General features: G+C 44.9%; 13 protein-coding genes and 1 pseudogene. 6 read left to right on the top strand and 8 right to left on the bottom strand.

All coding sequences use genetic code 11. The features are described 5' to 3' along the window. The first annotated feature begins 207 nt into the window (after window positions 1–207). Window positions 208–2,904 (top strand): bifunctional acetate--CoA ligase family protein/GNAT family N-acetyltransferase, encoded by a 2,697-nt coding sequence (locus VRK_RS12740; RefSeq protein ID WP_059121714.1) that lies wholly within the window; start codon window positions 208–210, stop codon window positions 2,902–2,904. A gap of 74 nt (window positions 2,905–2,978) precedes the next feature. Here the strand turns inward: VRK_RS12740 and VRK_RS12735 are convergent, their stop codons facing one another. The 3 genes from VRK_RS12735 to VRK_RS12725 form a co-directional block, all read right to left on the bottom strand. Beyond that, window positions 2,979–3,875 (bottom strand): LysR substrate-binding domain-containing protein, encoded by an 897-nt coding sequence (locus tag VRK_RS12735; protein WP_059121713.1) that lies wholly within the window; start codon window positions 3,873–3,875, stop codon window positions 2,979–2,981. Window positions 3,876–4,162: 287 nt separating this feature from the next. After that, window positions 4,163–5,854, bottom strand: a complete 1,692-nt coding sequence (locus VRK_RS12730) for an SgrR family transcriptional regulator (protein ID WP_059121712.1) — start codon at window positions 5,852–5,854, stop codon at window positions 4,163–4,165. A gap of 89 nt (window positions 5,855–5,943) precedes the next feature. Beyond that, window positions 5,944–6,366: a hotdog fold thioesterase gene (locus tag VRK_RS12725; protein WP_059121711.1), complete on the bottom strand. Its 423-nt coding sequence runs from the start codon at window positions 6,364–6,366 to the stop codon at window positions 5,944–5,946. A gap of 263 nt (window positions 6,367–6,629) precedes the next feature. On the opposite strand from VRK_RS12725, the gene VRK_RS12720 reads away from it, so the two are divergent. Next, entirely contained in the window at window positions 6,630–7,196 is a 567-nt protein-coding gene (locus VRK_RS12720) for a PhnA domain-containing protein (RefSeq protein WP_059121710.1), read from the top strand. 66 nt (window positions 7,197–7,262) lie between these two features. On the opposite strand, the gene VRK_RS12715 is transcribed toward VRK_RS12720, so the two are convergent. Continuing rightward, window positions 7,263–8,525 carry an OmpA family protein gene (locus tag VRK_RS12715; RefSeq protein ID WP_059121709.1) on the bottom strand — a complete coding sequence of 421 codons (1,263 nt, stop codon included), beginning with the start codon at window positions 8,523–8,525 and terminating at the stop codon, window positions 7,263–7,265. A 583-nt stretch (window positions 8,526–9,108) separates the two neighbouring features. Next, window positions 9,109–10,842 carry a bifunctional metallophosphatase/5'-nucleotidase gene (locus VRK_RS12710; protein WP_059121708.1) on the bottom strand — a complete coding sequence of 578 codons (1,734 nt, stop codon included), beginning with the start codon at window positions 10,840–10,842 and terminating at the stop codon, window positions 9,109–9,111. A gap of 190 nt (window positions 10,843–11,032) precedes the next feature. Here VRK_RS12710 and VRK_RS12705 point away from each other — a divergent pair, with 190 nt between their 5' ends. Further along, entirely contained in the window at window positions 11,033–12,667 is a 1,635-nt protein-coding gene (locus VRK_RS12705) for an ATP-dependent endonuclease (RefSeq protein WP_059121707.1), read from the top strand. A 34-nt stretch (window positions 12,668–12,701) separates the two neighbouring features. Here the strand turns inward: VRK_RS12705 and VRK_RS12700 are convergent, their stop codons facing one another. Then, window positions 12,702–13,607 (bottom strand): LysR substrate-binding domain-containing protein, encoded by a 906-nt coding sequence (locus VRK_RS12700; protein WP_059121706.1) that lies wholly within the window; start codon window positions 13,605–13,607, stop codon window positions 12,702–12,704. Window positions 13,608–13,772: 165 nt separating this feature from the next. On the opposite strand from VRK_RS12700, the pseudogene focA reads away from it, so the two are divergent. After that, window positions 13,773–14,666 (top strand): annotated as a pseudogene (focA, locus tag VRK_RS12695) (formate transporter FocA); the annotation flags it as partial. Window positions 14,667–14,790: 124 nt separating this feature from the next. On the opposite strand, the gene VRK_RS12690 reads toward focA, so the two are convergent. Together VRK_RS12690 and VRK_RS12685 are read right to left on the bottom strand one after the other, a co-directional pair. After that, on the bottom strand, window positions 14,791–15,360 hold the full coding sequence (locus tag VRK_RS12690; protein ID WP_059121705.1) for a YceI family protein: 570 nt from the start codon (window positions 15,358–15,360) through the stop codon (window positions 14,791–14,793). Next, the gene (locus VRK_RS12685) at window positions 15,357–15,899 is read right to left on the bottom strand and encodes a cytochrome b (RefSeq protein WP_059121704.1); all 543 of its coding nucleotides are present in this window, start codon (window positions 15,897–15,899) and stop codon (window positions 15,357–15,359) included. Before VRK_RS12685 ends, VRK_RS12690 begins: the two co-directional genes overlap by 4 nt. 396 nt (window positions 15,900–16,295) lie before the next feature. Here VRK_RS12685 and VRK_RS12680 point away from each other — a divergent pair, with 396 nt between their 5' ends. Further along, window positions 16,296–16,931 carry a hypothetical protein gene (locus VRK_RS12680; protein ID WP_059121703.1) on the top strand — a complete coding sequence of 212 codons (636 nt, stop codon included), beginning with the start codon at window positions 16,296–16,298 and terminating at the stop codon, window positions 16,929–16,931. Between the two features lie 301 nt (window positions 16,932–17,232). Further along, on the top strand, window positions 17,233–18,669 hold the full coding sequence (locus tag VRK_RS12675; RefSeq protein ID WP_059121702.1) for a glyceraldehyde-3-phosphate dehydrogenase: 1,437 nt from the start codon (window positions 17,233–17,235) through the stop codon (window positions 18,667–18,669). Window positions 18,670–18,712 lie beyond the last annotated feature (43 nt).

The following is an 18,712-nucleotide window of genomic DNA, read 5'->3' as shown; positions in this document are numbered from 1 at the left end:
TGCCTTTCATAAAGAGTGTATCAATCATGCCCATAGCCGAGTCTAGAATCAAGTTTAGGTAATAAATTCAAATGAATAACATGTGATATAAAACACAAAGTATTAAACAATTTTAAGCGAATATCCAAGTTTTGCTTTCCATATCCCTGCTTTCATCAATCCAATTGTATAATCAGACGGATATCCTTGCTGATGTGAGAAATAAAAATGAACAACCTGTCTCATTTTTTAAAGCCCAGATCGGTTGCCGTCATTGGTGCCTCCAATCGGCCACTACGCGCAGGTCATGTGGTGATGAAGAACCTGCTCAGTGGTAACTTTGATGGTACGGTCATGCCGGTCACCCCTCGTTATACCTCTGTGTGTGGCGTGCTGGCTTACAAAACAATCGACTCACTGCCTATCATACCGGATATCGCAGTTTTATGTACGCACGCTTCAAGAAATATTTCGCTTTTCCACCAGCTTGCCGAGAAAAAAGTCGCTTACGTGGTGGTCTTATCTTCGGATATGTATACCAATGATCCAGAAGATCATCAGATTCAACAACAGTGTCACGCTATCGCAAAAGCAGCGAACATGCGTATTGTTGGTCCAAATAGCTTGGGGATCATTCTCCCTTGGATATCATTTAATGCCTCTTTTTCCCCAGTGCCCGCCTTAAAAGGGAATATTGCCTTTATTTCTCAGTCAGCAGCAGTATGTACAACCATTCTGGACTGGGCCAATGAAAAACAGATTGGCTTTTCTGCCTTTATTTCTCTGGGCAATGCATCAGATATCGATTTCAATGATCTGCTCGATCATCTCAGTACCGATCGTCACACCGATGCCATTTTGCTCTATATCGATACAATTCGGAATGCCAGACGGTTTATCTCTGCGGCCCGGGCCGCTTCACGGAACCGAAGAATTCTGGTCTTAAAAGGCGGAAGAACACAGGAAGGAAGAAAGGCGGCCAAAGCACATACCGGTGGTATCGATACCCTCGATATTATTTATGATTCTGCCATTCGTCGAAGCGGTATGTTGCGTGTTCATAACACACATGAACTGTTTGCCGCAGTGGAAACCTTAACCCACCCACTCCCACTCCGTGGTGAACGGCTGGCAATTATCACCAATGGCGGCGGTCCGGCGATTATGGCCATTGATACTTTACTCGAACGTGGTGGCAAGTTAGCGCGACTGAATGATGACATCATGCACAAACTCGATCAAAGCCTGCCGCCAAGTTGGTCACACGCCAACCCTATCGATCTTGTGGGGGATGCAGGGCATCAACGCTATGTATCCGCACTCAATGCCGTGTTGGATTCAGATGTTGCCGATGCCATTTTAGTGATGCATTGTCCTTCAGCCGTTGCTGAGTCAGAACAGACGGCTCAGGCAGTGATTGATGCCTTAAATCAACACCCACGCAGTCGCCAGTTTAACATTTTGACCAACTGGTCGGGTGAACTCACCGCCAAAGCAGCCCGGCAACGCTTCTATCAGGCCGGAATTCCCACTTACCGTACCCCGGAAAGCGCAGTGATTGCATTTATGCACATGGTTGAATATAAGCGTAATCAAAAGCAATTGATGGAAACACCAACCACAGCAGATTTTCTTCCACCGGAAAAAATTCACAAAGCTCAACAGTGGATTCAAGAGCATCTTCATCTTGCAAACCAGCAAGCCATATTACTCGATACCCATCAAATCGGTGACTTGTTGACCTGTTTTGAGTTTGATGTGTTACCCACTTGGATGGCCCAAGATAGTAGTGAAGCCGTCCATATTGCCGAAACCATCGGTTACCCGGTGGCGGTAAAATTACGCTCCCCGGATATCGCTCATAAATCTGATGTACAAGGCGTCATGCTCAATCTCAGAAATCGTCACGAAGTCGAAAGTGCCTCACAGGCGATCCTTGATCGAGTGAGTCTGTCTTATCCGGCAGCGTTGATTCATGGTTTAGTCGTTCAAGCGATGGCGAAACTCGCCGGCGGTGAAGAATTGCGGATTAAAGTCAAGCATGATGACACCTTCGGCCCGGTGATTCTGCTGGGCCAAGGCGGATCCGAATGGCAAGAAGCAACGGATGCCGAAGCCGCCCTGCCACCGTTGAACATGACATTAGCGAGAGATTTAATTCTCCAAGCGATCAAAAACAATAAAATCCGTCTGCAAAAACTGCCTGTACCCATTGATATTGCAGGGCTTTCTCAGTTTTTAGTGAGGCTTTCACAATTAATAGTGGCGTGTCCTGAAGTGCATGAATTAGATATTCATCCCCTGCTGGTCAATGGTCATCAATTTACGATTCTGGATGCCGATTTACATCTCAAACCTTATCACGGTGATGCGCAACAGCGATTAGCCATCCGTCCCTATCCGTCGGAGTTGGAACAACAGGTGGTCATGAAAAATCAGGAGTCAATTTTGGTTCGTCCCATTTTGCCGGAAGATGAACCCGATCACGCGGACTTCATCCATAAAGTCTCCAAAGAAGATCTGTATAAACGCTTTTTTACAGAAGTCGGCGAATTTAATCATGAAGCTTTAGCGAACATGACTCAGATCGATTATGACCGGGAAATGGCTTTTGTTGCAGTTCGTTCGTCCCCTCACCACGAGATTATCGGTGTCTCCCGTGCATTAATCACACCGGACAACAGTAATGCAGAATTTGCGATTTTAATCCGCTCCGACTTAAAAGGTCTGGGATTAGGGCGAATTCTGATGAGGAAGATTATCGACTATTGTACCCACAAGGGAACGCAACAAATATCAGGCATCACGATGCCAAGTAACCAAGGGATGTTATCACTGGCTCAGAAACTCGGATTTCAGGTAGAAGTACATTTCGAAGATGGGACGGCCGAAATGCAGCTGCTATTATCACAAGAGCCTGAATGATAACCATCAAACGAAAACAGAGTCACGGTTATCCGCGACTCTGTCTCTTTTCACTTTCTCGATGTTCAAATGACTCATTCAATTGAGTATAAATTCCAGTGCTTTTTCAAATACTGAATACACCAAGATTTGGCTTCACCCATTTTATTCCGGCGCCAAGCCAGCACTAACTCAGCATCTTTCTTTTCCGTACCATGAATGATTTGCAGTTTGCCTGCATCAATCAGAGGTTGTGCCACCTGTTGTGGTAGTGTTCCTATCCCAAGTCCGGATGTAAGCGCCTGACACTTAGCAGCAAAGTTTGTCACGGTCAGCCGCGGCTGTTTTTGAAGAATATTTACGCTGAGTGGCGGTTGCTCTCTCGCGGTATCGGCAATCGCAACAATCCGATACTTCTGTCGCGCACTTTCGTCAAAAGCACCGCTACGTTTATGAACATAATGTCCGGTCGCGGCAACCCACACCATAGACATTGATCCCAATGATTCAACTTTGACATCATGAGGCATCGTTTCAAGGCGAGGACAAATCAAGAGATCGGCTCGATCCGTTGCCAGCGACTCCCAACATCCCGCCAAAATTTCCTCCTGAAGCCGGACTCTGGTTTTACTCACATTTCCGAGCGCTTCCACCAGTGGAAAGAAATTATCCACCGGAATGATTCCATCATAAGCCAGCGTCACATCCAGCTCCCAGCCGTTGGCCAAAACTGTCGCATCATTGACCAGCTTGTCGGTTTCAGAGAGGATTAATCGCCCATGATCCAGAAGTAGCCGTCCGGCATCCGTAAAACTGGCCTTATGACCGGAGCGGTCAAAAATGATGATATCGAGATCCTGCTCCAGTTTTTGAATCTGATAACTCAGGGAACTTGGTGCGCGGTTCATCTCATGTGCAGCCGCAGCAAAACTGCCACGTCGTTCGATCGCATCGAGAATGTAAAGCGCTTCTAATGTAATAGGACTATGCAAAATCAGTATCCTTAAGCTATTTTCTTAAACACCATATTCATTCAAAATCATGCTCGTTCAAAATTATGTTTGTTCAAAACTATGTTCGGTTCGCTGGAAGCTATGTTTGCTAACCATAATGAACCGCGACTCAGGTTCACATTGATCCATGTCGAATGATCCCGCCACTCAAGTAGTATACAAAAAACAGCGCGATGAATGGCAACATATTAACTGATTGCATATCATTTCTGCGCTGATGCACCAAGCAACAGTAAAAAACTCATCCACAAAATGAAGGATGACTCTCAATCCAGTTCCGGCTTAACCCAGACCCGACAAAAGTCAAACCATCCCAACGCATTACATTTAGCGTTCTGCAACGCACCACACTGGTCATGACTGACACCAAGCCAACTGTGAAATAGCGGCACAATTTGATGTTTCTCAATCAAAGACTTCCCGATTTCTCTTGCCGGGAACGGTTGATCGGGTTCAGTCCGCCAGTGATCAATCAACTGTTGCCAACCGGCAAAATCTTCCGGCTGACTTGTTTCATTGACATCGGAGTAATCCAAAAGCCACCCCGCCAATGCATCGTCACGATGGTTTGATATACCCATAGCTTTTATCCAGATATCAATCTCTTGTGTCACATCGACAGCATGTTCATAAGTAATTAATTCAACCTGAATACCATCTTGCGTCAATAAAGTCTGAATTGCCTCTATCAAATGAGGAAACATCGGATGTTTCGCATGATAAGCAATCCGGACCGGACGCGTTATCGCGGGGATAATCATTTGACGATTGGGACGATGATGATACCACCCCGGTTTCAACCCGTGAGCCGGTAACATGCCCCACGCCACAACCGTTTCTTCAGGAAAGAGACTAAACAGATTCAGTGCACTCAATTTACTACTCAGATATTCAGCCCATTCATTATCACAGGCAATTCCGTCTCTGCGGTTCAATTGTAGATAAATACATCCCGGATCCAAATCAACATCTTCCCGGGATGCACCGCGTCTCACTTTAAGGGGGGTATTCAAGGTTGGAAAAACCAAAGAAGAGTCTGCCTCATCAATGACACAGACTTCAATTTGGTCTAACAACGGACGATAACCGAAATAACTATCAAATGCTTGTAAAATCAGCCTCTTATCATCATTAATTACAACTTTGAATGGCCCTGTACCAATCGGCATGACATCAAACTCATGCTCTTGCTGAACACTGGGACTCACAATTCTTGCACACGTTTCAGCCAGTAAAACCGGCAGATGCAAATCAGGTTTATTCAGATGAATATCAATCACCCAATCTCCGGGTGATATGACATCCTCAATATGATGGAACAATCTGAAATGCTGTAGTTCACGAAGGCTGTCAACCACCAATTCTGACGTCAACAACTGGCCATTGTGGAACCGGACACCGGGACGTAGATAAAACCGCCAATGCTCTGCAGACAGACTCTGCCAGCTATGCGCCAAATCGGGCTGAAGCGTTTCATTTTCATCTAAGGTTGTGAGACCACTAAAAACTTGCCGGGCAATATGTTGTTCGGAGCGCCGCATCGGCTTGCGAGGATTCAGCATCGATAACGGACGATAGTAAGGCAGGCGAACAACTTGACGTCCCTGCTGGTGCTGCACGCCAAGATAACTTTGGATGACTTGGGTGAGCTTATCGGCATTTTGATCCAGAACGGAGAACGCTTGCCCGAATTTTCCTTCTTCAAGGTATCGTCTGGCCAGATTTTCACTCACATCACTCCGGCTGCGTTTAAAAATCAGCTGTGATAATTTGCCCCGGCCGGCAGCAGGATGCCATTCGATCCAGCCCTCTTCTTCCATCTTATTCAAGACAATTCGGGCATTACGGCGCGTACAAAACAGTATATCCGTCACATCTTCCAGACGAACTTCCGTATTTTGACCTTCAAAGTGTTCGAATAAGGTTTCAAACTGGACACGTAACCTTGGACTACTCATAAAGATAAAGGGGGAAATTGATGAGATTATTCATCGCTCTATAATTTCCTATTTTTCCCTTTTCTGCAAACTTAGTCCGCATATTATTGCTATTTTTTCTTTTTAACGGCAATGGTGAGACGGCTGGTACACACTAATCGATCCCGCTCATCATGAATATTGATCTGCCATACTTGCGTCGATACACCGATATGCATTGGTTGAGCAACCCCCGTGACCGTTCCGCTTCTAACCGCTCGGATATGATTGGCATTAATATCCAACCCGACACAATAAGCATCTTCATCAACACAGCAGTTCGCAGCAACGGAGCCTAATGTTTCCGCAAGCACAACCGAAGCCCCGCCATGCAACATCCCCAATGGCTGATGGGTGAAATGACAAACCGGCATCGTTGCCGACATCGTTGAATCGGTTACTTCCGTATAGACAATATTCAGGTGTTCCATCATGGTGTTCACTGAAGTTTGATTCAATAAATCAATATCAATCGGTCTTTTCCAGATACGCATAATCTACCTTTAACAAATCAAATAGAGGTGAGAGAGCCGAAAGACTCCGCTCAGAAAATATCATGACAAGCGTAGCCGACGCCAGCAAGCTATATTCATATTTATAAATCTTGATTTATATGTGTAAGCCTTGATCCTCGTTTTATGCAGTCTAACCTGCTCGTTCATTGTTGCTAAAACGTCGTCTTGGTGGATAAAAAACTTTAAATTGTTGCCACGAAGTGGATAATACGCCCTTATTCTTTTTACAGGAGTCCAATCATATGGCAACAGAATCAGCGCTGCTTGAACGTTGTGAATCAAAATGTGAACTTTGTTCATCTACCGCTCAGCTTCAACCATTTGTTGTTGCACCTCATACACTCATTACAGTCGATCATGCAGTGATGCTCTGTGAAACCTGTAAGAGTCAAATTGAGAATCCGGAAACGGCCGATTCGAACCACTGGCGTTGTCTGAACGACAGTATGTGGAATCAAACGCCAGCGGTTCAAGTCGTGGCGTGGCGTCAACTGAAGCGTTTATCAGAGTCTGAAACTTGGGCTCACGATCTGCTGGATATGATGTATCTGGAAGAAGAGGTTGCCAACTGGGCAATGATCGGCATGGATGATGATGCTGAGAAACCCCGTGACGTGAACGGTGTTGAGCTGAAGAAAGGTGACGACGTCACAATTATTAAAGACTTGCCGATCAAAGGTTCTTCTCAAGTCATTAAGCAAGGTACGGTCGTTCGTGGCATCAGCCTGAGCGACGATCCTAAGCTGATTTCAGGAAAAGCAAACGGTCAGTCGATGTATATTATTGCCGAATATACCCGTAAAAAATAAGCGGGGTTGATTCAATCAAAAACCCCGGAATCAGAAGCTGACTCCGGGGTTTTTCTTGACATAGGATTACTGTTTCAGGTTCAGTTTGATGATAACTCTCCGGTCTGATTTTTTATCTCGCCCATCTTGTTGAGATAACTCACCCCGAATCACCAGTTTATCACTCAACCACTGCCCGTATGGCTGTAACATCTCGCTCTCAAATAAGACATTAGACACGGCTAACGCTCTTTTCACGGACAGATCATAATTATACTTGTACGCATCCAAATCGTCTTTTGATCCCTTCCATTCCTGACTGGATAAACCAATCACTTCCAGAGATTTAATCTGTTCCGGATATCGCGACAAGACATCAAATAATGGATTCAATGTTGACGTGATCGCGGTTTCAAACCGAGGTGAAACCGCATACTCTCCGACTTTAAAATAGCCATATGAACCAAAGTTCAACACCATGTGATGATAATCAAATGAAACCTTATTTTGTTGAAACGCATCCGAGCTATTCGCTTGAATGGCTGCAATCAGACTATTCAAGTCATGATTCAAATGAGATTTCTCTGTATAAAATGCATCTGACGGTAACACAAAGTTAATCGACACACGTTTATCCGCCAGTCTCAGCAAACTTCTGTTACCTGCCCCGGTAAAAATGACATCAACATTATCAATTTTACTGAAATTGTCATCAACACTGGTCACTTGATAGTCACTCAGATCATTTTTATTGATGATATTATTCACGACCGGAACATACTGATTATCGATATAAAGTGACACATGACTGTCCCTGACACCGATATTTTCCATCGCGGTATATAAGGTATGTTTAAATAATCCGGGCACCACCATAAAAGGTGTCAATAAAATAAATAACGTCACCAGACTATTAAAAATATTCTTCTCTTTATGATTGAGATACATCTTACAGGCGATGCCACAATACAACAGTGGTGTAAACATCAAGAGCGTTGAAAACCAGTCTGAATCCCTGACTGTCGCATACTGACAAAGAATATAAATCAGCGGAATCAACCAAACCAATCCCAAGAAAGAGATCGAACCGATATGATGATCTTTAATAAAGTTTTTGAGCATCCCGCCAAACACCATGCCGCGCAGATGTTTCTCTTTCTTGGTCATCGACAACGTTTTAAAAATAAACGACGGTAACCGAAACAGAAAAATCAACACATTGACCAATGACAAAGACGAGATCGAAAACAAAAAGATAAATAATGTGGCTAAGAATCCGAACGAGAGAAACACGAAGCCAATGAATGCCCCATCGCCTAATGTAAGACCTTGAGGATAGAATCCAATCATTGAGCAATATATCAGTATTATTACTGCACCAAGAAAAAAACCAACCTTAGAAATAATCGAGATAGATTCACTTATTTTTTGTGTAGTCATTATGATTATATACCTAGCAAAGATATGAAAAACAACGAACCGATCTTAAAGCGATCACTTATTTAGGCAAGCAGAATTGATGCGATATTGACTATTTCTGGATGTTTTTTTCGGAGATTTTGCAGAATACTAATCAAAATGAGAGGCCGATTCCAATTTTTGAAAAGGCAATTTTAAAGAGAGTGAAGGTCTGACAGGAAAATAGCAGGTCTTCATTCATCAACGCGAAGAGAGCAATATGAAAAGCAGCCATTTTTCAATTTCAATAGCTGCCCGATACAATTTATCCATTTGAATGACCATCTGATTTAAACAGCTGCATAGGGTAGAAAATAAACCAGTAACGACCAGATACTCACCCAACTGACAACCACCAGTGCATCAAACCAATCTTTATGCCGCATATTCCCTCCTCACCGATGAGGTTATTTCAACATCATCATACAAGCAAAGACAATGCCATCATGGTAATGACTCATGTATTGGGTGAAAGCTAACGGATAAATTGTGCTTCGACAGACGCTTCAAGCCATTCAGGTTTATCTTCGAACATCTCGATCAGAGCATCGGCCATTGAGACATTCGAAACAATACCGGGCCGAACCATGCCAAGAATGGCTTCATAACCTTCTTTTCCTTTCATCGTATAGGCAGACGATGTTCCGCAATAAACCGTTGAATCATCAACAGATGTCCAGTGGCCGTTTTGATAAATCATTAAAGCCTGAATCCGTTCTTCTACCGGCATGTCGGCCTGATATTGGAAATCCAAACCATAACAATAAGGATAACTTCCCGTACCGGTACTCTCTGCCCGATAACCCAACGCATTGTCAATCGCACCTGTCAGTAAACGTCGGAGAGTCGCACCTGTGACGTAATACACACCGATAGGAATGGCAAATGGCAATAATTGACCGGCAATATCGGCAACCGTCAGTACCCCACTCGACAGAGAACAACGTACGCCCCCGGCATTATGCACAGCAAACTGAACCGGATGTTCACGCTTACGCATCGCATGATAAAATGACCGGGCCACCAAGGGTGCGATTTCACTGCCGCCATTTTCTCCGGGGATCCGGGTATGAAATAAAGGTTGTGTCAGGTGAATCACCGCTTTGGTTTGCTGTTGCCGCACCACCGGCAGGTAATTTCGGTTCAATATATCCTGAATGCGGGGATCTTTGCGGCAAACATACACCAGCGGATGTCGTTCCAGATAATCGCAGGCATGTTGGTGCCGCCAATCGCTGCCAGTAGACTGTCTTGCCGCATCAACAAACAGACGCCGGCCAATTAACAGCTCATTCTTGCCCTGAAAACGTACCACTTTGCCTGCCCCATCAAAATCAATGTGACAGTGCCCCAGCGCCAGCGCGTGGCATCCGGCTTGCACAATATGTGTCTCTCCCACTTTGATCCCGTACGGATCGGCAGCCCCCAGTCCAATATCCGAAAAGTCACCTTGTAAAACATGGCTATGTCCGCCAATAATCAAACTGATGCCGCTCACCGCCTCGGCAAGCTGTTTGTCTATGTCATACCCGAGGTGGCTGAGTAAAATAATTTTATTGATGCCACTATTCTGAATCGCATTGACGGTCCGGCGCGCAACATCCAGTGCCGCCACAAACGGCGTATCCGCATCCGGATTGGAGATATCATCCATCCGCTCCAGCGATAGCCCAAAGATAGCCACAGCGTCTTGTTCATATTCACGAACCAGCCATTGAGCCGTTTGTTGCCGGACATCATAGCGGTAAACATTAGTTTGATCAGACAACCGATATGGTTTGTCCGGCCGTTCCTGACTCAGATCCCAGTTGCCCGCTAAAAGCGGAAAATTGATATTGCGCACAAACCGAGCGACAGGTTCATTGCCCAAATCCAGCTCATGATTCCCCAACACCATCGCGTCAACCCCTAGTGCATTGAGCAAAGTGGCATTCGCCTCTCCTTTAAATAAGGAGAAATATAATGTGCCCTGAAAACAATCTCCGCCATGCAGGAATAAAAAAGGACGGTCATGATTTTGGGCTTCATCTTTCAACTGACTGACGCGAGTCGCAATTCGGGCGAATCCCCCCGCACTGACATACGGTGAAATCTCATCCTGATGCACGGTCATTTCAAGCTGCAATGATGAGGGCTCAAAGTATGAGTGAGTGTCGTTCAAGTGTGCAATTGTGATGGACAGTGGCTGGTGATGCATAGACTCAAGCATTTTTTCATATCATGGGTAGAAAAGCATGACAGATTCATCTCCATTTGTGAAATAGAGTTCAAACTTTTTTAATCTCTAAAGCAACTGCCCCCACTGATATTCATCATCTGTGATGTAAGTAACTCGTATTTCTGACTTTTTATATTATTCTTACACTTACAATAAGTGCCATCTCTCTGGGAAGATGCCTATGCATTTAGAGCGAGTCGAAATATCCGGCTTCCGAGGAATCCGTCGTTTATCGCTTAGTTTAGAAGCGCTCACCACTTTAATCGGAGAAAACACTTGGGGAAAGTCTTCACTGCTGGACGCACTCAGTATTGCCCTCCCACCTGACGGTAGTCTGTATCACTTTTCACTGCAGGATTTTCATGTTAACTACGCTGTTTCTCAACCACAGACCCAGCATCTGCAAATCGTGCTCTGTTTTGTCACAACTGAGAAAAATGAGCCAAAATCCGGCCGATATCGTAAACTCAAGCCGATCTGGCAACCTGCGCCCCGGGGACTCAGCCGGATCATTTATCGGATCAGCGGTACCAGAGAACATGACCGCATCACGACCGTCCATCACTTTCTTGATCAGGATGGCGAGCCGCTCAAACTGCACCATTCAGAAAAACTCGCCCAAGAGCTAAGCAGCCTCCATCCTGTCCTCCGGCTCAGGGATTCTCGACATTTCGAAGAGTCAACCAATGGCAACAATCATAGTAAGAATGCCAGAATAGAGAAAAGAATCGACAATACCTGCCGCCGTTTGCTGGCAACGCCGGGACATGTCAACAAAGGGGAAATCAAAAGCAGCCTCAATGCGATGAATTCGCTGGTTGAACACTATTTCTCATTCAAAAGTCGGAGTAAAAAGAAGCCGATGTTTGAGAGAAACAGTCTGGTTTATGCTTCTCCCACATCAGAAAAAACCTTCATTCAATATATTGAAGAGACAAAAAACCGTCAGAGTCGTCTGCTGTTGATGCGCTTGCTGAATGCATATCTACAAGCCAAAGGCCCGACCGATCTCCGCCGATGTGCGAGACCGATACTCATCATCGAAGATCCGGAAGGCCGATTACACCCAACTCATTTAGCACGGGCCTGGACGATTTTACAATTGCTACCGATGCAAAAAATTCTCACCACTAACAGTGGTGAATTGCTTGCAGCCGTGCCACTCTATTCCATCAGGCGACTGGTCAGAATGACAGACCGAACCAAGGCGATGTCTGTCCCGGAAAAAATATTATCTCAGGACGACCTACGTCGTATCGGCTTCCATATTCGCTTCCATCGCTCCAGTGCGTTATTCGCCCGCTGCTGGTTATTGGTCGAAGGAGAGACTGAGGTCTGGCTGTTTAGTGAACTGGCTCGCCAGTGTGGTTATGATTTGATGGCTGAAGGGATACAAATCATAGAATTTGCGCAATCCGGACTTAAATCGTTGATTAAAGTTGCCAAAGCATTCGGGATCGACTGGCATGTGGTCACTGACGGAGATTCAGCAGGTAAGAAATATGCGGCAATAGTTCACACACAACTGGGACATGATCAGATATTACACCGTCTGACCGAACTCCCGGACCGCGATATCGAACACTTCCTATATAATCATGGCTTCGAATTTTTCTTTAAAGATATGCTTAGAATCCCACACGACCACCCGATTCCTGCCAAAAAAGTGGTCACTCGGGTACTCAAGAAATATGCAAAACCTGATTTAGCACTCGCGATCGTCTCTTATTGTGAACAACGCGGTGTGGTATGTATTCCATCTGAACTCAGACAAACGCTGAAACGTATTGTCACAATGGCAAATGGTAATACCTAACGCGTTATAGACGCTTAGCTTGCGAACTAAGCGTCTATAGCAGAAGAGACCGGCCTTCAACCATGTGCAAGCCGGTTGTCCTGATACAGTCGATTAATGGATGTTCGCCGACATCGGCACGCCAGATAAAAGACAAACTCCGATCCATCTTTAATGCCGGTACATTTAAGGGGACTAACTGGTTATTTTCGATTAACGGTTTCACTTCAAGGTACGGCAAACAGGTCAAATAATCTGAATGTGCCGTCAGGCTGCAAAGCAGCGGTACAAAATCATACTCACGCCAGACATCCAACTGAGGAACATAAGGGTGAATGGCACTTTCAAACACCATCCGGGTCCCCGAACCGGGTTCTCGTAACACCCATCGTGCTTGCGCCAGTTGCTCAAAACTGACAGAGGGTAAGCTTGCATACGGGTGATCAGGGGCGGCAACAATCGTCAGTTGATCACTACACCAGATTTCCTGACCTAGACGATGGTCATCACAACGGCCTTCGATAATACCTAAATCACTGCGGTAATTCAGAACATCTTCAATGACATTATGTGAGCTTTTGACACTCACTTTGATCCGGACATCGGGATAACGATGATCCAACAGACTGATTAATTCCGGAAGCAGATGCTCAGCCGGTGTCTGACTGGCGCACAACGTCAGATCACCGCTGATGCCCTGCAAATCAAAAAAACCGGTCTCGATCTGCCGGGCATCTTGCAGCAAACGCCTTGCCCGCGGTCGGAGCCACTCTCCCCAGTGCGTCAGTCGCATCTGTTTACCCAACCGCTCGAATAATGTGCGTCCCAGAATTTTTTCCAGTTGCGACAAAGACATGCTGGTCGCAGATTGTGTCAGTGACAAGTAATCCGCAGCCTGACTAACACTGCCATATTCAGCAATCGCATCAAAGACAGCGATCTGTTTTAATGTATATCTCACCGATTTACCTATCGTTATTGTGCATCCACTCCAGCTTTATTTTACGGGGCTTCCGGCAACTATCAATCAAATTGATAGTTATATTCAGAATTACCAATTTACCGTATGGTGTAAAATTAGGTACTCTACGCGCAGGAATGTGCTGTAGCACACAATTTAAACGCTATGAGTTATATCTGGAGAGCCCATATGGCGAACAATACCGATTACTTAACGCCTGCTGAAATGATGGTTGAAGCAGAACATTACGCAAATAGTAAAACCAAGAAATCAACAGGGACGATTTTAGGACTCGGGGTGATGGCTGGCCTTTTTATCGGGCTTGCATTTGTATTTTATATTACAGTCACGACAGGCTCTGCAGATATTCCCTGGGGTTTGGCAAAACTGGCCGGAGGTATCGCTTTCAGTCTGGGTCTGATTCTGGTTGTAATTTGTGGCGGAGAGCTTTTTACCAGTTCTGTACTCACTATTCTCGCTCGGGCAAATCGACAAGTGAATACCACTCAGATGCTGACAATCTGGGGCAAAGTCTATATCGGTAACTTTTTGGGTGCCATGTTGCTGTTAGTGTTAGTGATGGCTGCCGGTTTATACGGTAGCGCTCACGGGCAATGGGGCCTCAATGCACTGAATACGGCCCAACACAAACTCCACCACACATTTATCCAAGCTTTTGCTCTCGGTATTTTGTGTAACCTGTTGGTCTGTCTCGCAGTTTGGTTAACATTCAGTTCAAAAAATGCAGCAACCAAAGCAATGATGACGATTTTACCCGTTGGTCTGTTCGTTTCTTCAGGTTTTGAACACTGTGTTGCCAATATGTTTATGGTGCCATTAGGCATTGCGATTCAGACATTCGCACCGGATACTTTCTGGCATGCTATCGGTACAGATGCCAGTCAATATGCTGACCTGACGATTTCTCACTTTGTGTTTGCCAATCTGATCCCTGTGACTCTTGGCAACATTGTCGGTGGCGCTTTCCTTGTCGGTTTGGGCAACTGGTTGGTATTCAGCCGCCCGAGTCAGAAAAAAGCAGCCTCGATGGAGCAAATTGACGCACTTAAAAATGATGCCTAAGCGTTTTTGAACACCGACGCGAATCTATGATTGAAGATTGAATGGTTAATCAAAAAAGCCTCCCAGATGAGAGGCTTTAATTTATCGTATCACATACAGCTTATTGTTTAATGCCTTCAACATAAAGCTGCATATCAACCGTTTCAACCATGTCCATGGCTTTGATACCAAAGTCAGATAACTTTAGTGTTGTCGTCCCTTCAAAACCAGCACGTTCGCCTCCCCATGGATCCGGGCCGGCACCAATGAGTTCTGCATCGATACTAATCGGCTTGGTTTGCCCATGCAGCGTCAGATCACCATTGATGGTAAATTCACCATCACCTTGGTCCTCAATACTGGTACTTTTAAACGTTGCTGTTGAATACTTACCTGCGTCAATAAATTCTCCGCCACGAAGGTGCTTATCTCGCTCAGCGTGGTTTGAGTCCAGAGACGTTGTATCGACTTTAACCTCAACCTTTGATGCAGCAATATTCTTCGGATCATAAGAGAATGTTCCGTCAAAACGATTAAAACGTCCCTGAATATAGCTATATCCCAGATGGCTCACGGTAAAGTTAATCGATGCGTGACCACCTTCTGTGTCGATAACATAATCGGCAGCAGTTGCACCAAAAGATAGTGTTGTCGTTAATGCCAACCCTGTTGCTAGTAATGCCTTTTTCATGATTTTGATGCTCCTATCATTTTTCGTAATGTATCATCTTTAGAAATAAAGTGGTGTTGTAGGGCTGCCAAGACATGCAAAACGACCATAATGATCAATGTCCAAGCCGCGATTTCGTGTACAACGCCAGCGAGATCAGCCTGCCCTTCAAAGAGCGCCCCGGCACCGGGAATGGTAAACCAGTTAAACACATCAATACCTCGGCCATCTTCTGTAGAAATCAGATAACCGGAGACAAAGATAACGAACAAATCAAGATACATCGTATGATGAACCGCTTTCGATGCAATTGTTTCAAAACGGGACCCTGTCACTTTTGGTGATACCGTTGAAGCTTTCCAGACAACCCGGAAAATAGTCAAAAGTGCCAAAAGTATCCCGACAGATTTATGTAAAAAGGGGGCTTCGTGATACCAAGTGCTGTAGTAAGACAGATCAACCATCCAGATACCAACAGCAAACATTCCCACAATAACAATTGCCGATAGCCAGTGTATGCTCCTAGCGACAAGATTATAGTTTTTAACATCAGTGCTCATATCGGCCCTTCCTGACTGTATATTTGCTCATAACGACTGTTGACAAAATTAAAAACAATTGTTGCTCCAATAGCATTTATAGTAGAAATCGGTCTATCCTCACTTCCTTTAATGAGTATTTCTTATAACGATTTCACCGAACACCTCAATAAATTGACGAACTTATTCTAATTTCTTGAACTATACGCGTTTATTTGCACTAAATTCACATTATGTATTATAAACGAGCTCATTTTATCGGTTACTCTCACAACCAAGTCGACCGCTTAAAATGCGCTGAAAACATCACAAAAACTCAAGATATTTAGTCGAATAGCTCTCCGAAAAGAATAAAAAAAGTCGAGTTCAGTATAAAATATGCTACGCTGAATTTTGTTCTCACAGGGAGTGTTGGTCTTGTTATTGGATATCCTGATTCAAAGTGTCAATGAGTTTCAATCTGACTGCCTGAAGTTATGTGAAAAACACTATCCGACGATTCATAATCAGGGAATGACGGAACACCACCTTGCCAAAGCATTCTCCAGACGCCTAGCCCGTACACTGATTGAATTCGGCCATTCTTGTGAATACACGCCGATCGATCTCCATATACACCATGAACTCCCCCATCATTTCCGGGTGACGTCGGAAATAGGCACCGTGTGGATCTTAACGCATCATCTTGTCAGTGCCGGAAAGACATGTCGGGAAAAACTAGTTCAAGATATCGCCCTCTGGAAAGAAGAATATGCCTATGCAATTCAACCTTCAGACCTATTATTGTTACTGGCGGATCACTGGATCTCGCGTAAAACCACCAGCCGAGAATTACTCTATTGGTGGATGGGGCAGTTACCGGACGAACTCGCAGAGTACAACGCTCAGGGCATCACGTTATATGAAAGTGACTCACGATTAAGTCAACATTTAGAGACCTGTCATGCTGTTTCGCCCTGTTATATTAAGTATGGTCACCCACTCAGGCGCTCGAAAGATCAGCAACTGGTGCGTAAATACATTCAGCTATACGCTGTTTTACAATGGGCCTGATGTCGATACTCGTCCCAAACGGATCACTTCAAATTCATTGATAATTGAAGCCTCTTTTCCCGTCTGATATTCGTCGCTCCTTTACCATTAAAAAAACTACATTCTTATCTATTTACAGTAAAAAATATCGTTTTATTTTTACTAGGAAAATAAAACAACTCAGATTAGAATCGCCTCCCATAAAAATTCATAACAACAGCCATCCGCCTGCAACAGAAAATCGCTGATAAAGGTGATGACTGAATTCATACCTCAGGTATGAACTTAAGCTCAACGTAAACAATAAAAAGGTCCCAGAATCATGAGTCCAGAGAAACATCTACTCGACTGGCACGCTGGCCAAACGATTGCAGAATCCATGTCACCCCTGATCGGACAGTTATATCGCAACCGAGGTGTCGAAGTTATTTTATTCGGAAAAACGCTGATTAACGCAGCAACGATTGAAATCATTAAAACGCACCGGATTGCCCGTCGCTATATTGGTTCTCCCCTCGATTTACAACAAACACTCCCCATTTTACAACAACTCGTACAGTTAGAATTAGCCCCATGCCGTATCGATATTGGTCAACTCGCCCATCGATACTGGCAACATCACGACGATGAAGCCGGCCTGAAGGATTATTTACAAACAACGCTTCACAATACCTTGAATAACACCCCGAGAGCCGCGCCAAAAGATGTTGTGCTGTATGGCTTCGGTCGGATTGGCCGTTTACTGGCTCGCTTGCTAATCGAAAAAAGCGGCCCCGGTTATCCGTTACGTTTACGGGCGATTGTGGTACGCGGCGGAAAAGACGGTGATTTAGAGAAACGTGCCAGTTTACTCCGTCGTGACTCAGTTCACGGTCTGTTCAACGGCAGTATCACGGTAGATCATGAGCGTAAAGCCATCATTGCCAATGGCAATTATATTCAGGTCATTTACGCCAGTCAGCCACAAGACATCGACTATACCGACTATGGGATTGATGATGCCCTTATCGTAGACAATACGGGGGTTTGGCGTGATCAAGAAGGGTTAAGTCAGCATCTGCAATGTCAAGGCGCGGCCAAAGTGCTCCTGACAGCACCGGGCAAAGGTGAGATGAAGAATATTGTTTTCGGGGTTAATGAGTTCACGATTCTGCCTGATGACACCATCATTTCGGCCGCAAGCTGCACAACCAATGCTATTACACCGGTATTAAAAGCTGTTCATGAGCAATATGGGATTTTATCAGGTCACATCGAGACCGTTCATTCATTTACCAACGATCAGAACTTGATTGATAACTTTCATAGCGGCGAACGACGTGGCCGAAGTGCTTCACTCAATATGGTTCTGACCTCAACCGGCGCGGCCAAAGCTGTGGCAAAAGCCCTGCCGGAACTTGCCGGAAAACTCACTGGCAATGCGATCCGGGTACCGACACCAAACGTATCGATGGCAGTTGCCAACCTCAATCTGGCAACCGATACAGACAAAGCAACCCTGAATCACTATCTGCGGGATATCGCACTGAATTCACCTCTGGCACCACAAATTGATTACACCGAATCCACTGAAATTGTTTCAACCGATTTAGTCGGTTCACGCTATGCCGGAGTCATCGATGGGGCGGCAACGATAGCTCAAGATTCTCGCTGTGTTCTGTATATCTGGTATGACAATGAATTTGGCTACAGTGGTCAGGTGATTCACTGTATGGAACAGATGATGGGAGTTCGCTACAAAACCTATCCGACCCAATAACCGGTTTCGTCTCCACAACATAACAATAATAATCGAACGATGC

It is taken from the genome of Vibrio sp. MEBiC08052, from assembly GCF_001506075.1.
Classification (GTDB): Bacteria; Pseudomonadota; Gammaproteobacteria; order Enterobacterales; family Vibrionaceae; genus Vibrio.
The sequence above is the reverse complement of the archived record's forward strand: the minus strand, read 5'-3'. Positions and strand labels throughout refer to the sequence as shown.

Coding starts and splice junctions, on each gene's coding strand:
- VRK_RS12715 (WP_059121709.1), bottom strand. CDS start 8,525: ATGATTGGATTCTATCCTCAAGGTCTTACATTAGGCGATGGGGCATTC.
- VRK_RS12740 (WP_059121714.1), top strand. CDS start 208: ATGAACAACCTGTCTCATTTTTTAAAGCCCAGATCGGTTGCCGTCATT.
- VRK_RS12675 (WP_059121702.1), top strand. CDS start 17,233: ATGAGTCCAGAGAAACATCTACTCGACTGGCACGCTGGCCAAACGATT.
- VRK_RS12705 (WP_059121707.1), top strand. CDS start 11,033: ATGCATTTAGAGCGAGTCGAAATATCCGGCTTCCGAGGAATCCGTCGT.
- VRK_RS12690 (WP_059121705.1), bottom strand. CDS start 15,360: ATGAAAAAGGCATTACTAGCAACAGGGTTGGCATTAACGACAACACTA.
- VRK_RS12685 (WP_059121704.1), bottom strand. CDS start 15,899: ATGAGCACTGATGTTAAAAACTATAATCTTGTCGCTAGGAGCATACAC.
- VRK_RS12710 (WP_059121708.1), bottom strand. CDS start 10,842: ATGCTTGAGTCTATGCATCACCAGCCACTGTCCATCACAATTGCACAC.
- VRK_RS12730 (WP_059121712.1), bottom strand. CDS start 5,854: ATGAGTAGTCCAAGGTTACGTGTCCAGTTTGAAACCTTATTCGAACAC.
- VRK_RS12720 (WP_059121710.1), top strand. CDS start 6,630: ATGGCAACAGAATCAGCGCTGCTTGAACGTTGTGAATCAAAATGTGAA.
- VRK_RS12725 (WP_059121711.1), bottom strand. CDS start 6,366: ATGCGTATCTGGAAAAGACCGATTGATATTGATTTATTGAATCAAACT.